At 69.1% G+C, this 13,117-nt stretch carries 16 protein-coding genes; 14 read left to right on the top strand and 2 right to left on the bottom strand.

Translation table 11 applies throughout. From position 1 onward, the window contains the following. Positions 1 to 185 precede the first annotated feature (185 nt). Together murA and IP93_RS10345 are read right to left on the bottom strand one after the other, a co-directional pair. Positions 186 to 1,463: a UDP-N-acetylglucosamine 1-carboxyvinyltransferase gene (murA, locus tag IP93_RS10350; protein ID WP_144815358.1), complete on the bottom strand. Its 1,278-nt coding sequence runs from the start codon at positions 1,461 to 1,463 to the stop codon at positions 186 to 188. A gap of 110 nt (positions 1,464 to 1,573) precedes the next feature. After that, positions 1,574 to 1,813, bottom strand: coding sequence for a BolA family protein (locus tag IP93_RS10345; protein WP_144815356.1), 240 nt, complete (start codon positions 1,811 to 1,813; stop codon positions 1,574 to 1,576). A gap of 162 nt (positions 1,814 to 1,975) precedes the next feature. Here IP93_RS10345 and IP93_RS10340 point away from each other — a divergent pair, with 162 nt between their 5' ends. The 14 genes from IP93_RS10340 to IP93_RS10275 all read left to right on the top strand — a co-directional run bounded on the left by IP93_RS10340 (position 1,976) and on the right by IP93_RS10275 (position 13,086). Then, positions 1,976 to 2,992, top strand: a complete 1,017-nt coding sequence (locus IP93_RS10340; protein ID WP_144815353.1) for a KpsF/GutQ family sugar-phosphate isomerase — start codon at positions 1,976 to 1,978, stop codon at positions 2,990 to 2,992. A 27-nt stretch (positions 2,993 to 3,019) separates the two neighbouring features. Continuing rightward, positions 3,020 to 3,601: a KdsC family phosphatase gene (locus IP93_RS10335; RefSeq protein ID WP_144815351.1), complete on the top strand. Its 582-nt coding sequence runs from the start codon at positions 3,020 to 3,022 to the stop codon at positions 3,599 to 3,601. Then, positions 3,598 to 4,167, top strand: coding sequence for an LPS export ABC transporter periplasmic protein LptC (gene lptC / locus IP93_RS10330; RefSeq protein ID WP_144815348.1), 570 nt, complete (start codon positions 3,598 to 3,600; stop codon positions 4,165 to 4,167). The genes IP93_RS10335 and lptC overlap by 4 nt, the downstream gene beginning before the upstream one ends. Continuing rightward, positions 4,148 to 4,681, top strand: coding sequence for a lipopolysaccharide transport periplasmic protein LptA (gene lptA / locus IP93_RS10325; RefSeq protein ID WP_144815346.1), 534 nt, complete (start codon positions 4,148 to 4,150; stop codon positions 4,679 to 4,681). The genes lptC and lptA overlap by 20 nt, the downstream gene beginning before the upstream one ends. Next, a complete protein-coding gene (gene lptB / locus IP93_RS10320; protein WP_144815343.1) occupies positions 4,681 to 5,400 on the top strand; it encodes an LPS export ABC transporter ATP-binding protein in 720 nt (239 codons plus the stop codon). Before lptA ends, lptB begins: the two co-directional genes overlap by 1 nt. Positions 5,401 to 5,450: 50 nt before the next feature. Then, positions 5,451 to 6,860: an RNA polymerase factor sigma-54 gene (locus tag IP93_RS10315; RefSeq protein WP_144815341.1), complete on the top strand. Its 1,410-nt coding sequence runs from the start codon at positions 5,451 to 5,453 to the stop codon at positions 6,858 to 6,860. 148 nt (positions 6,861 to 7,008) lie between these two features. Beyond that, the gene (gene hpf, locus IP93_RS10310) at positions 7,009 to 7,338 is read left to right on the top strand and encodes a ribosome hibernation-promoting factor, HPF/YfiA family (RefSeq protein WP_144815339.1); all 330 of its coding nucleotides are present in this window, start codon (positions 7,009 to 7,011) and stop codon (positions 7,336 to 7,338) included. 3 nt (positions 7,339 to 7,341) lie between these two features. Further along, entirely contained in the window at positions 7,342 to 7,818 is a 477-nt protein-coding gene (locus tag IP93_RS10305) for a PTS sugar transporter subunit IIA (RefSeq protein WP_144815336.1), read from the top strand. 9 nt (positions 7,819 to 7,827) lie between these two features. Further along, positions 7,828 to 8,778 (top strand): HPr(Ser) kinase/phosphatase, encoded by a 951-nt coding sequence (gene hprK / locus IP93_RS10300; RefSeq protein WP_144815334.1) that lies wholly within the window; start codon positions 7,828 to 7,830, stop codon positions 8,776 to 8,778. Beyond that, complete coding sequence (gene rapZ / locus IP93_RS10295) at positions 8,775 to 9,653, top strand: RNase adapter RapZ (RefSeq protein WP_144815331.1); 879 nt, start codon at positions 8,775 to 8,777, stop codon at positions 9,651 to 9,653. Before hprK ends, rapZ begins: the two co-directional genes overlap by 4 nt. 92 nt (positions 9,654 to 9,745) lie before the next feature. Continuing rightward, complete coding sequence (locus tag IP93_RS10290) at positions 9,746 to 10,138, top strand: PTS sugar transporter subunit IIA (protein WP_144815329.1); 393 nt, start codon at positions 9,746 to 9,748, stop codon at positions 10,136 to 10,138. Between the two features lie 10 nt (positions 10,139 to 10,148). Then, a complete protein-coding gene (locus tag IP93_RS10285) occupies positions 10,149 to 10,418 on the top strand; it encodes an HPr family phosphocarrier protein (protein ID WP_144815326.1) in 270 nt (89 codons plus the stop codon). A gap of 13 nt (positions 10,419 to 10,431) precedes the next feature. Beyond that, positions 10,432 to 12,141: a phosphoenolpyruvate--protein phosphotransferase gene (gene ptsP / locus IP93_RS10280; protein ID WP_144815324.1), complete on the top strand. Its 1,710-nt coding sequence runs from the start codon at positions 10,432 to 10,434 to the stop codon at positions 12,139 to 12,141. 12 nt (positions 12,142 to 12,153) lie between these two features. Then, the gene (locus tag IP93_RS10275; protein WP_144815322.1) at positions 12,154 to 13,086 is read left to right on the top strand and encodes a 2OG-Fe(II) oxygenase; all 933 of its coding nucleotides are present in this window, start codon (positions 12,154 to 12,156) and stop codon (positions 13,084 to 13,086) included. The last annotated feature ends 31 nt before the right edge of the window (positions 13,087 to 13,117 follow it).

The raw sequence follows: 13,117 nt of genomic DNA, 5'->3' as shown, positions 1-13,117 counted from the left end.
TGTATTGCTCCCGCGCTCCGTCCGCGCAATCCTGCGCGGAGTCGCGCCGCGGGCCATCCTTGGCCCGCTTGTCCGCAATACAGCGCAGCCCCGCTCCTTTCTCCATCGCACCGGCGCATGGAGCAACAAGAGCCAAAACAAAAAGCCCCGAAACCGGGGCTTTTTGCGTTCGCTGCCGTGGTGTCTCAGCCGATGCGGCGGATCTTCGCCCCCAGCCCCGACAGCTTCTCCTCGATGTTCTCGTAGCCGCGATCGAGGTGGTAGATGCGGTCGATGGTGGTCTCACCCTCGGCCACCAGCCCGGCCAGGATCAGCGACGCCGAGGCGCGCAGGTCGGTGGCCATCACCGGCGCACCGCTCAGTTTCTCCACCCCCCGCACCACCGCGCTGTGCCCGTCCACGTGGATGTCCGCGCCCAGGCGCACCAGCTCGTTCACGTGCATGAAGCGGTTCTCGAAGATCGTTTCCTTGATCACGCCCACGCCCTCGGCCACGCAGTTCATCGCCATGAACTGCGCCTGCATGTCGGTGGGGAACGCCGGGTGCGGCGCGGTGGTGAGGTTCACCGCCCTGGGCCGCTTGCCGTGCATGTCCAGGGTGATGCGGTCGCCGTCGCAGGTGATCTCCGCACCGGCTTCGCGCAGCTTGTCCAGCACCGCATCCAGGGTGTCGGGGCGCGCCTTGCGCGCCGTGATGCGCCCGCCGGTCATCGCCGCGGCCACCAGGAAGGTGCCGGTCTCGATGCGGTCGGCCACCACCGCGTGCTTGCCACCATGCAGGCGCTCCACGCCGTGGACCACGATGCGCGGCGTGCCCTCGCCCTCGATCTGCGCCCCCATCGCGCGCAGGCATTCGGCCAGGTCCACGATCTCCGGCTCCATCGCCGCGTTCTCGAGGATGGTGGTGCCTTCGGCCAGGGTCGCCGCCATCAGCACGTTCTCGGTGGCCCCCACGCTGACGATGTCGAACACGTGGCGCGCGCCCTTCAGGCGTGCGGCCTTGGCCTTGATGAAGCCGTGCTCGACCACGATGTCCGCGCCCAGCGCCTGCAGGCCCTTGATGTGCAGGTCCACCGGCCGCGAGCCGATGGCGCAGCCGCCGGGCAGCGACACCTCGGCCTCGCCGTACCTGGCCAGCAGCGGCCCCAGCACCAGCACCGACGCGCGCATGGTCTTGACCAGTTCGTAAGGCGCGACGTGGCTGTTGACCGTGCGCGGATCGACCACGATGCCGCTCTCGCTGCCGGTGCCGATGGTGCCCTGGTCGATGGTGATGCCAGCGCCCAGCCCCGCCAGCAGCTTGGCGGTGGTGACCACGTCGTGCAGGTGCGGCACGTTGCTGATCTCCACCGGCTCGTCGGCCAGCAGGGTGGCGCACAGGATGGGCAGCACGGCGTTCTTGGCGCCGGAGATCTGCACCTCACCGTTCAGCGGGCGTCCGCCCTCGACAACAATCTTCTGCATGGATTCCTCGACTCGCGGAACAGGTGGGGACGGACGGCCAATGGAGGTGGGCCGGAGCAGCCAGGGAGGCCGCGCGGATCCCGCGCAACCGCCCCGGGCCGCAACACGACTCAGCCCGATGCGCCGGCCTCGTCCGGCGTCATCGTCTTCAGCGCCAGCGCATGGATCTCGCCGCCCATGCGCTCGCCCAGCGTGGCGTAGACCAGGCGGTGGCGGGCCAGCGGCAGCTTGCCGCGGAACGCCTCGCACACCACGGTCGCCTCGAAGTGCACGCCGTCGTCGCCGCGGACATCGGCACGGGCGCCGGGCAGGCCTTGTTCGATCAGGGCGCGGATGGTGTCGGGATTCATGGGGGAGCCACCTCGGACTAATCAAAAGGGCGGTCGCATGGCACGGAACGCAGGTCCCGGCCATGTCGCCCCAAGGTCGGCCCCGGAGCGTGCGCCGGGCGTTTCCCGGCCAGACCGCATAGAATGAACCGATTAGCCTAGCGGAAAGGCCCCCACTCCGAAATGGCAACCGTGCCTTCGTCCAGCCCCACCCCCACCGACGCCCCCGAGGCCAGCTCCCTCGCCGCCAGCGGCCGTCGAGTCTTCGCCGTGGAGATCGACGCGCTTGCCGCCGTCGCCGCGCGCCTGGACGGCGAGTTCAGTGCCGCCTGCCGGCTGATGCTGGAGGCGCGCGGCCGCGTGGTCTGCACCGGCATGGGCAAGTCCGGGCACATCGCGCGCAAGATCGCCGCCACCCTGGCCTCCACCGGTACGCCATCGTTCTACGTGCACCCGGGCGAAGCCGCGCACGGCGACCTGGGCATGATCACCGACGCCGACGTGGTGCTGGCGCTGTCCTACTCGGGCGAAAGCGACGAGATCCTGCTGCTGCTGCCGGTGCTCAAGCGCCAGGGCAACAAGCTGATCGCCATGACCGGCCGCGCGCAGTCGTCCATGGCGCGCGAATCCGACGTGCACCTGGATGTCAGCGTCCCCGCCGAGGCCTGCCCACTGGCCCTGGCCCCCACCTCCAGCACCACCGCCTCGCTGGCGATGGGCGATGCGCTGGCCGTGGCCCTGCTGGAGGCGCGCGGCTTCACCGCCGAGGACTTCGCCCGCTCGCATCCGGCCGGTGCGCTGGGGCGGCGCCTGCTGCTGCACATCACCGACGTGATGCACATCGGCGATGACATTCCGGCCGTCGGACCCGATGCCACCATCACCGAGGCCCTGGTCGAGATCAGCCAGAAGCGCCTGGGCATGACCGCGGTGGTCGACGCCGAACGGCACCTGTTGGGCCTGTACACCGACGGCGACCTGCGACGCAGCCTCGACGACCCGGGCCTGGACATCCGCACCACCCGCATCGCCGAGGTCATGACCCGCTCGCCCAGGACCATCGATGCCGGCGCACTGGCGGTGGAAGCCGCACAACTCATGGAAACCCACAAGATCAGCGGGCTGCTGGTGGTCGACGCCGACCAGCGCGTGGTCGGCGCCCTCAACATTCACGACCTGTTGCGCGCACGGGTGGTCTGATCCCGACGACGCCGGACACCCACCCCCATGCCCTATTCCCACCTCAACGACTACCCCGCCCCAGTGCGTGAACACGCGGCACGGGTCAAGCTGGCCTGCTTCGACATCGACGGCACCCTGACCGACGGCCGCCTGTTCTTCGACAGCGAAGGCCGCGAACTCAAGGCGTTCCACGTGCACGACGGCCAGGGCCTGGTGCTGCTGCGCAAGGCCGGTATAGCAGTAGCCTTCGTCACCGCGCGCGCCAGCACGATTGCCGAGCATCGCGCGCGCGAGCTGGGCATCGTCGAAGTGCATACCGCGGTGGCCGACAAGCTGGCCTGCGTGCGCGACATCGCCGCGCGGCTGGGCATCGGCCTGGACGACGTGGCCTTCATGGGCGACGACCTGCCCGACCTGCGCGTGATGCAGCAGGTGGGTTTTTCCGTGGCCCCCGGCAGTGCGCACCCGTGGGTGCGTGAACGCGCGCACTGGCGCACCAGCGCCCCGGCGGGCAACGGCGCGGCACGCGAGTTCTGCGACCTGGTGCTGGCCGCCCAGGGCAAGGCCGAGGCGTTGCTGTCCACCGTGGTTCGCGTGGACGGCCTTCGCGTCGAGGGCAATGCGTGAGTTGGCGTACCGCCGCCACCTGGGTGTTGCTGGTCGCCGCCATCCTCAGCACGTGGATGGTCTGGCGCCAGCGTGACACGGACTCCGGGCCCATCCGGACACAGTTCCGCCCGGATTACGTCCTCAAAGGCCTGGAGCTGGTCGCCCTGGACGACCAGGGGCGCGAGGCTTTCGCCATGCGCGCCCCGCGATTGACCCGGGACCCGTCGGCCCGTTCGATGGACATCCAGACGCCGATCTTCGTGATTCCCTCGCGACCGGGCCAGGGCGGCACACCATGGGAAATACGCTCGGTGAGTGCCTGGGTAGCCCCCAAGGGCGAGGAGATCCGCCTGCGCGGCCAGGTCCGCGCCGACACCCAGGACAAGCAGGGTCGTCCGGTAAGCATCGCCACCGAAGAGCTGAACGTCTTCCCCGGCACGAAACGTGCCACGTCCGACGCGAAGGTCGCCATGACCCAGCCCGGATTTATACTGAGCGGCCGTGGGCTCGACGCCCAACTTGATGCCAAGCGCATCGTTCTCGAATCCGACGTCAAGGCCCGATATGAAAGGACTGCCCGCTAACCGGCTGGCCACCCTGCCGGCATTCGTGCTGGCCGCCGCGCTTGCCTTGCCGCAGGCGGCCCTGGCGCGCTCGTCCGACCGCAACCAGCCGATGGACATCGACGCCGGCCATGTCGACCACAGCCTGGACGACAGCAAGCCGGCCACGCTGTCGGGCGGCGTCACCATCACCCAGGGCACGCTGGACATCCGCGCCAGCACCGCCGTGATCACGCAGCGCGGCGGCGACCCCACCCGCGTGCTGCTCACCGGTGCCCCGGTCACGCTCAAGCAGCAGATGGACGATGGCACGCCGATGACGGCCACGGCCAACAGGATCGACTACGATCTCACCACCGAGATCGTGGTGTTCACCGGCAACGTCGACATCCGCCAGCCGCGAGGGACGCTGGGCGGGCAGCGCGTGGTGTACAACATGCGCACCAACCAGGTCACCGGCGGCGAACCCGGCAAGAGCCGGGTCAAGATGCGGATCCTGCCCAGGGGCGCACGCGGCAACGGGAGCGGCACCTGATGCTGGTTGTCAGCGGACTGCGCAAGTCCTACCGCTCGCGCCAGGTGGTCAAGGACTTCAGCCTGACCCTGGATGCCGGCGAGGTCGTCGGCCTGCTGGGCCCCAACGGCGCAGGCAAGACCACCTGCTTCTACATGATCGTCGGCCTGGTGCCGGCCGATGCCGGCGAGATCAAGCTCGACGGCCGCGACATCACCCACGAGCCGATGTACGTGCGCGCCAAATACGGCGTGGGTTACCTGCCGCAGGAACCGTCGGTGTTCCGCAAGCTGACCGTGGCCGACAACATCATGCTGGTGCTGGAGCTGCGCGATGACCTGGACCGTGCCGGCCGCGAGCGCGAACTGGCCAACCTCCTGGACGAATTGCAGATCAGCCACGTCGCCGACCAGCGGGGCGCCAGCCTGTCTGGCGGCGAGCGCCGCCGCGTGGAGATCGCGCGCGCGCTGGCCGGCCGCCCACGCCTGATCCTGCTGGACGAACCGTTTGCCGGGGTCGACCCGATCTCGGTCGGCGAGATCCAGCGCATCGTCACCCACCTCAAGAACCGCGGCATCGGCGTGCTCATCACCGACCACAACGTGCGCGAGACCTTGGGCATCTGCGACCGTGCGTATATCCTCAGCGATGGCGGCGTGCTCGCGCAGGGGGCTCCGGACGCGCTGCTGGCCAACCCCGACGTGCGTCGCGTCTATCTGGGCGAAACCTTCCGCCTGTGACCGGATTGCCAGCGACCGTCGGCCCTGCCGCGGTATGTTGGTGATCAACCATGAAGCCTCGCCTCCAAGCCTCCCTCGGACAGCACCTGGTGATGACGCCGCAGTTGCGGCAGGCCATCCACCTGCTGCAGCTGTCGACCGCGGAACTGGAGGCCGAACTGGCCGCGGCGGTGGAAAGCAACCCGCTGCTGGACTGGACCGACGACCAGGCCCCCACCCCGGACGCGGGTGCGAACGATGGCGCTCCGGAGCCTGCGGAGCCGCCCAACCCCGCGGATGACTGGGGCATGGCCGAAGGCGAGACCTGGTACGAGCGCATCGGCCCTTCCGACATCGACGACGACTCGCCTGCCGCCGAACAGGTGGCCGGCAACGAGAGCCTGCACGACCACCTGCTGTGGCAACTGCACCTGAGCCCGCTGCCCCCGCGTGACCGCCGCATCGGCGTCGCGCTGATCGACGCGATCGATGACGACGGCTACCTGCGCGAAGACCTGGAGGCCTTCGTCCAGTCGCTGGCCCCTGGAATGGACGCCAGCGTTACCGAAGTGACCACGGTCCTGCACCAGATCCAGCGCTTCGACCCGGTGGGCGTGGGTTGCCGCTCCCTGGGCGAATGCCTGCTGCTGCAATTGCAGAACCTGCCCGACGACACCCCGGGCATGGCCCTGGCCCGCCAACTGGCCGAAGGCCCGCTGGAACGCCTGCCCAGGATCGGCATCGAGGGCCTGGCCGCCGAACTCAGGCTGGACACGGCCGACGTGGAACTGGCCGTGCAGCTGCTGCGCTCGCTGGACCCCAAGCCGGGCGCGCAGATCGGTGGCGTCGACAACGACACCTACGTCAGTCCGGACGTGGTGATCTGGCGCCACCAAGGCATCTGGCGCACCGCGCTGGCATCGGGCACGCGCCCCGGCCTGGCCATCCACCGAGGCTACGAATCCATGATCCGCCACGCCAGTTCTGCCGACGCCAGCTACCTGCGCGGCCGGCTGCAGGAAGCGCGCTGGCTGCTGCGGAGCGTGGAGGCGCGGGGCGACACCCTGCTCAAGGTCACCCGCTGCCTGATCCACCAGCAGGCGGCCTTCCTGGAGTTCGGCGACAGCGCCCTGCGTCCGCTGACCCTGCGGGAAGTGGCCCAGGAGGTGGGATTGCACGAATCCACCGTGTCGCGCGCCATCGCCCGCAAGTACGCGCGCACGCCCCGCGGCACCATCGCGCTGCGGGCCTTTTTCGCGTCGGGCATCGAGACCGACGCCGGCGGCGAGGCCTCCAGCACCGCCAGCCAGGCCAGGATCCGCCAGCTGATCGAGGCGGAGAACCCGCGCAAGCCGCTCTCCGACGCCCGCCTGGCCGAATCGCTGAAAGCCGGCGGCATGCCGGTCGCGCGACGCACCATCGCCAAGTACCGTGAAGCGATGAACATTCCCTCCTCGCAGGATCGCGTGCGGGTCTGCTGATCCGCCGCATGCCACCATGCTGTCGCCGCTTGGCGGCCCGCCAATTGACGGCAATCAAGGCACGCACCGGCCAAAGCTTGAAACTGGGGCCAACACATCCCAGACATGAGATGCTGTCCCCACCGTTCCACTGTGAAGGAGGTTCCCTATGCGCATCGAAGTCCACGGTCAGCAGATCGAAGTCACCCAGGCCCTGCGTGACTACGTGGAATCAAAGCTGGAACGGCTCCCGCGCCATTTCGAACAGCCGCTCGAGGTGCGCGTGCTGCTGAATGTCGACAAGGTCGAACACTGTGCGGAAGCGACCATCAACATCGCCGGCAAGGCCCTGCACGCCGATGCCACCGGCGTGGACATGTATGGTGCGATCGACCTGTTGGCCGACAAGCTCGACCGGCTGCTGATGAAGCACAAGGAAAAGCAGGTCGACAACCACCGCCGCGCCGAGGGCATCGCCCGCAGTGCCGATTTCGGCTGACGGATGCCGCTGCATGACATGCTCACCGTTGACCGCGTCGCACGGCTGGCCTCGGCCGGCAGTCGCGATGCGGTGATCGAAGCCGCCGCACGGCTCCTGGCCGGTGCGGCGGCCTCCTCCGGCGAGATCACCCTGATCCGCGACAGCCTGCGGGCCCGGGAAGCCCTGGCGAGCACGGCTATCGGCCATGGCGTTGCCCTGCCGCATGGGCGCCTGGCCAACCTCGAGGACACGCGCTGCGCGTTCCTGCAATTGACCCCTCCCGTCGAGTTCGGCGCCCTGGACGGCCAGCCGGTCGACCTGGTGGTGGCCATGGCGGTCCCCGAACATTTCGTGCAGGAACACCTGCACCGCCTGGCCGAAGTGGCCCAGCGTTTCTCCGACCCGGCCTTCCGCCAGACCCTGCGCGCGGCCGGCTCCCCCGAGGCGCTTTACCGGCTGCTGGTGGCCGACCGCCCCGTGGCGCCTGAGTGCCGTTAGGATGGGCTGATGACCACCCGCATCAGCGCCAACGAACTCTTCGACCAGCAGCGCGAGCGCCTGGGCCTGCGCTGGATCGCCGGCCAGTCCGGTGGCGGCCGCGTGCTGGAAGCCGGCGATACCGTGGCCCGACGCCCGTCGCTGGCGGGCTACCTCAATGCCATCTACCCCAACAAGGTGCAGATCCTGGGCACCGAGGAACTGGCGTGGCTGGACGGGCTGGACCCGCGCCAGCGCTGGGAGACCATCGAGAAGATCATCCACTTCCGACCGCTGGCGCTGGTGGTGAGCAAGAGCCAGGACTGTCCGGATGACCTGCGGCTGGCCGCCGAGGAGTCGGAGACGCCGCTGTGGTGCTCGCCGCGCCGCGGACATGAACTGCTCAACCTGCTGCAGTACCACCTGGCGCGCGCACTTGCGCCGCGGATCACCATGCACGGCGTGTTCATGGAGATCTACTCCATCGGCGTGCTGATCACCGGCGAATCCGGTTCGGGCAAGAGCGAACTGGCGCTGGAGCTGATCACCCGTGGCCACCGCCTGGTCGCCGACGACGCACCGGAGTTCACCCAGATCGCCCCCGACGTGCTCGACGGCACTTGTCCGGACATGCTGCAGGACCTGCTGGAAGTGCGTGGCCTGGGCGTGCTCAACATCCGGCAGATGTTCGGTGACACGGCGGTCAAGAAGAACAAGTACCTTCGGCTCATCGTCCACCTGACCAAGCCGATGACCGACCCGCTGCCCAGCGGCCTGGAACGCCTGACCGGCGACAACAGCACCCGCCGCATCCTCGACCTGGACGTGCCGACCACCACCCTGCCGGTGATGCCCGGCCGCAACCTGGCGGTGCTGACCGAGGCCGCCACGCGCCTGCACAGCCTGCGGATGAAGGGCATGGACCCGGCGGCGGCCTTCATCGCCCGGCACAGCAATTTCCTGGAACGGGGCGAGGCATGAACGCGGTGGCGGCGCCGATGCTGGTCATCGTCAGCGGCCTGTCCGGCTCGGGCAAGTCGGTGGCGCTGCGCACCTTCGAGGACCTGGGCTACTACTGCGTCGACAACCTGCCCATCGAGATGCTGCCGCAGTTCGTGCGCAGCGTCAGCAGCGGCGAGGATGCCCCGCCCAAGCTGGCGGTGGGGATCGACGTGCGCAACCGCGGCGGCGAGCTGGCCAAGGTGTCCGGCTGGCTGTCGGCCGTGGGCGAGCTGGGCCTGGACCCGCGCCTGATATTCTTCGAATGCCGCGACGAGGTGCTGCTGCGGCGCTACGCCGACACCCGCCGCCGCCACCCGCTCAGCCACCTGGGCCTGCCGCTGGCCGAGGCCATCGACCGCGAGCGCGACCTGCTGCGCCCACTGCGCCAGATCGCCGACCGGGTGATCGACACCAGCGACCTGAACGTGCACCAGTTGCGCCGGCATGTCATCACCGAATTCGAGATGGGTGACGACAAGAAGCTGTCGCTGCTGTTCGAATCCTTTGCCTACCGCCACGGCGTGCCGGCCGATGCCGACTTCGTGTTCGACGCGCGCGCCCTGCCCAACCCGCACTGGGACGCAGTGCTGCGGCCCTTGTCCGGTCGCGACGCGGGGGTGCGTGACTATCTGGACCGGCAGGCCGACGTGGAAACGTTCTTCGGACAGGTCAGCCAGTTCCTCGACACCTGGCTGCCGCGCATGAACGCCGACACCACCCGCAGCTACGTCACCGTCGCATTCGGCTGCACGGGCGGCCGCCACCGCTCGGTGTACCTGGCCGAACGCATGGCCGCACGCGCGCGCGCCAACGGCTGGGACGAAGTCGCCGTGCACCACCGCGAACTGGATTAGTCCCACCCGCGTCACACCCGCCGGGGACAATGCATCCCGGATCCACGCTGCCCGCTTTCGGGCCGCGCCCCTGCTCTGTTAAGTTTCCAGCCATGGCCGTCGGAATCCTGCTCATCACCCACCCCGGCATTGGCAGCGCGCTCGTCGCGGTGGCCACCGGACTGCTGCGCACGCTGCCGCTGCGCACCGAGGCCTTCGAGGTGCCCTTTGGCGGCGACCCGGACGAACTGCTGCCGCAGGCCAGCGCGGCGCTGCGTCGCGTGGATGGCGGCGCCGGCGTGCTGGTGCTGACCGACCTGTACGGCGCCACGCCCAGCAACCTGGCGGCCAGGGTCGCGCGGCTGGGCACGCCGGTGCGCCGGGTGTCGGCGGTCAGCCTGCCGATGCTGTTGCGGGTGATGAACTGTGCCGAGCTTGAGCTGGACGAATTGCCCGCGGTGGCATCCGCGGGCGCCCGCAACGGCGTGATCCTGGACGACGCGTGAGGCCCCCCGCATGATCGAGCGCGAACTGACCGTCAGCAACCGCCTGGGCCTGCATGCCCGCGCCACCGCCAAGCTGGTGCAGCTGCTGTCGGCCTACAAGAGCAACGTGACCCTCACCGCCAAGGGCCGCGAGGTCAACGCCAAGAGCATCATGGGGGTGATGCTGCTGGCTGCCGGCCAGGGCACGCTGGTCAAGTTGCGCGTGGACGGCGAGGACGAAGGCACCGCGTGCGACGCAGTCGCCTCGCTGTTCGAACGCCGTTTCGACGAAGACAGCTGAGCGGAGGCCGCGGATGAGGCAGGTGTTCCAAGGACTGGGGGCGTCGCGCGGCAGCGCACTGGGACGCGCCCGGGTCCGCCTGCCGCACGCACTGGAAGTCGCCGAGGAGCACGTCGGCGCCGACGAGGTCGAGGGCGAACTGGCGCGACTGCATGGCGCCATCGACCAGGTGCGCACCGGGATGCACGCCCTGCGCGAACGCCTGCACGGCGCGCTGGCCCATGAAGTGGGCGAGTTCCTCGACCTGCACACCCTGCTGCTCGACGACCCCGAACTGCTGCAGGGCCTGGATGCGCTGATCCGCACCGGCCGCTACACCGCCGACTACGCCCTCCGCCTGCAACGCGACCGCATCGTCAGCGTGTTCGAGGCGATGGACGATGACTACTTCCGGACCCGCGTGGATGACATCGACCAGGTCATCGGCCGCATCCATGCCGCGCTGCACCGCCACGTGACCGACATGGCGGGCGTGGCCGGCGAGATCCTGATCACCGACAACGTCGCCCCGGCCGAGTTGGCGCAACTGCAGGCACAGGGCGTGGTGGCGATCGTCACCGCCGGCGGCAGCACGCTGTCGCACAGCGCCATCCTCGCCCGCAGCCTGCACCTGCCGCTGGTGGTGGGCGCGACACAGGCGCTGCAGAAGGCCAACGACGGCGACGCGCTGATCGTCGATGGCGGCAGCGGCCTGGTCGTGCTGGAGCCCGGCCCGGACGACCTGCGCGAGCACCGCACCCGCGAACGCAGTTACATCCGCGAGCGCAAGGAGCTGCATCGCCTGCGCCGCGAGCCCACGCGCACGCGCGACGGCCATGACATCCAGCTGCAGGCCAACGCCGAATCGCGCGAGGACGTGGCCGAGGCGCATGCACTGGGCGCGACCGGCATCGGCCTGTACCGCACCGAGTTCCTGTTCCTGCAGCGCCATGAGCTGCCCGACGAGGAAGAGCAGTTCCGCGCCTACCGCGACGTGGTCTTGGGCATGAGCGGGCGACCGGTGACCATCCGCACGCTGGACCTGGGCGCGGACAAGGCCGACCGCACCGGGCTGGCATTGCGCGACGAACCCAACCCGGCGCTGGGCCTGCGCGGCGTGCGCCTGTCGATGGCGCGCACCGGCCTGCTCGACACCCAGCTGCGCGCCGCACTTCGCGCCTCGGGCTATGGTCCGCTCCGCATCCTGGTGCCGATGGTGACCTCGCGCGAGGAGATCGCCGCGGTGCGCACGCGCATCAAGCTGCTTGGCCGCGAACTGCGCACGCAGGGCTACGAGATCGCCGACTACGTGCCGCTGGGCGCGATGATCGAAGTGCCGGCCGCCGCGCTCGCACTGCCGGGCTACATCGGCAAGGTCGATTTCCTGTCCATCGGCACCAACGACCTGGTGCAGTACCTGCTGGCCGCCGACCGCAACAACGAGGCGCTGGTCGACCTGTACACGCCGCTGCATCCGGCCGTGATCCGGCTGCTGCGCGACGTGATCCGCCTGGCCCACGCACGCGGCAAGTCCGTGGCGGTGTGCGGCGAGATGGCCGGCGACCCCGCGTTCACCCCGCTGCTGCTCGCGTTGGGGCTGACGGAGTTCAGCCTGCACCCGGGTACGCTGCTGGAAGTGCGGCGCCGCATCCGCGAGTGCGACCTGGCGGGGCTCAAGGCGCGCGCGCCTTCGTTGATGCGCGCCCGTGACCGGGCCGACATCGAAGCCTGGCTTTCCACCTGACACCGGAACCCAATGCCCGCTCCCGCATCGCCGAATCCCGCCTTGGTCAACCCGCATGCCTGCCTTCAGGCCGATGCGATCCGCAACACCTTCGAGCACGCCCGCCCATTCGCGCACTGTGTCATCGACGACTTCCTCACCGAGGACTTCGCGCGGTCGCTTGTGGATGCGTTCCCTGCGTTTTCGGACGGCAACGCGACCAGCGAGAATGGCACGGTCGGCGGCAAGGCCACCATCGAACGGATCGCCGGCCTCGCAGAGCCTTTCGCCGAGCTTGATCGCCTCGTCCAGTCACGCCCGTTCCTGGACTTGGCCAGCCGGTTGACCGGAATCCCCGACCTGCTCTACGACGTCGATTATTTCGGTGGCGGTACGCATGAGAATCGCCACGGCCAGAGCCTCGACACCCACATCGACTTCAACCGGCACCCGCGCACGGGCTGGCACCGGCGCCTGAACCTGATCGTCTATCTCAATACGGACTGGAAGCCCGAGTGGGGCGGCACGCTGCAGCTTCGCGGTGATCCACATGGCGCATCGCCCACGGAAACCGTCAATATCGTGCCGACGTTCAACCGCTGCGTGATCTTCGAGACCACCGAACACAGCTGGCATGGGTTCGACCCGATCACCCTTCCGGCGGAACATCGCGAGCTGGGGCGAAAGTCGGTCGCGCTGTACTTCTACACGAAGGAGCGTCCGGCGGAGCAGACGGCCCCCCGGCATTCGACCGTTTACGTCGATCGGCCACTGCCGCCACACATCGTGCCCGGTCGCACGTTGTCCGACCGCGACCATGCGGAGCTGCAGGAACTGCTGGCGCGCCGCGACGGCCACATCCGTCGCCTCTATCGGGACATTTCGGATCTCCAGGCAAACCTGGACAGGACGTTCGTGGGGCAGATCGGCGGCCTGGCCCGCAGGGTCCTCGGTCGCCTGCGGTGAAGGTGGGCTAGGCAGTCCACCCCACCCGAGC

The organism is Aerolutibacter ruishenii (assembly GCF_007830115.1).
Classification (GTDB): Bacteria; Pseudomonadota; Gammaproteobacteria; order Xanthomonadales; family Xanthomonadaceae; genus Aerolutibacter; species Aerolutibacter ruishenii.
This window is presented reverse-complemented; position numbering and strand designations above follow the sequence as displayed.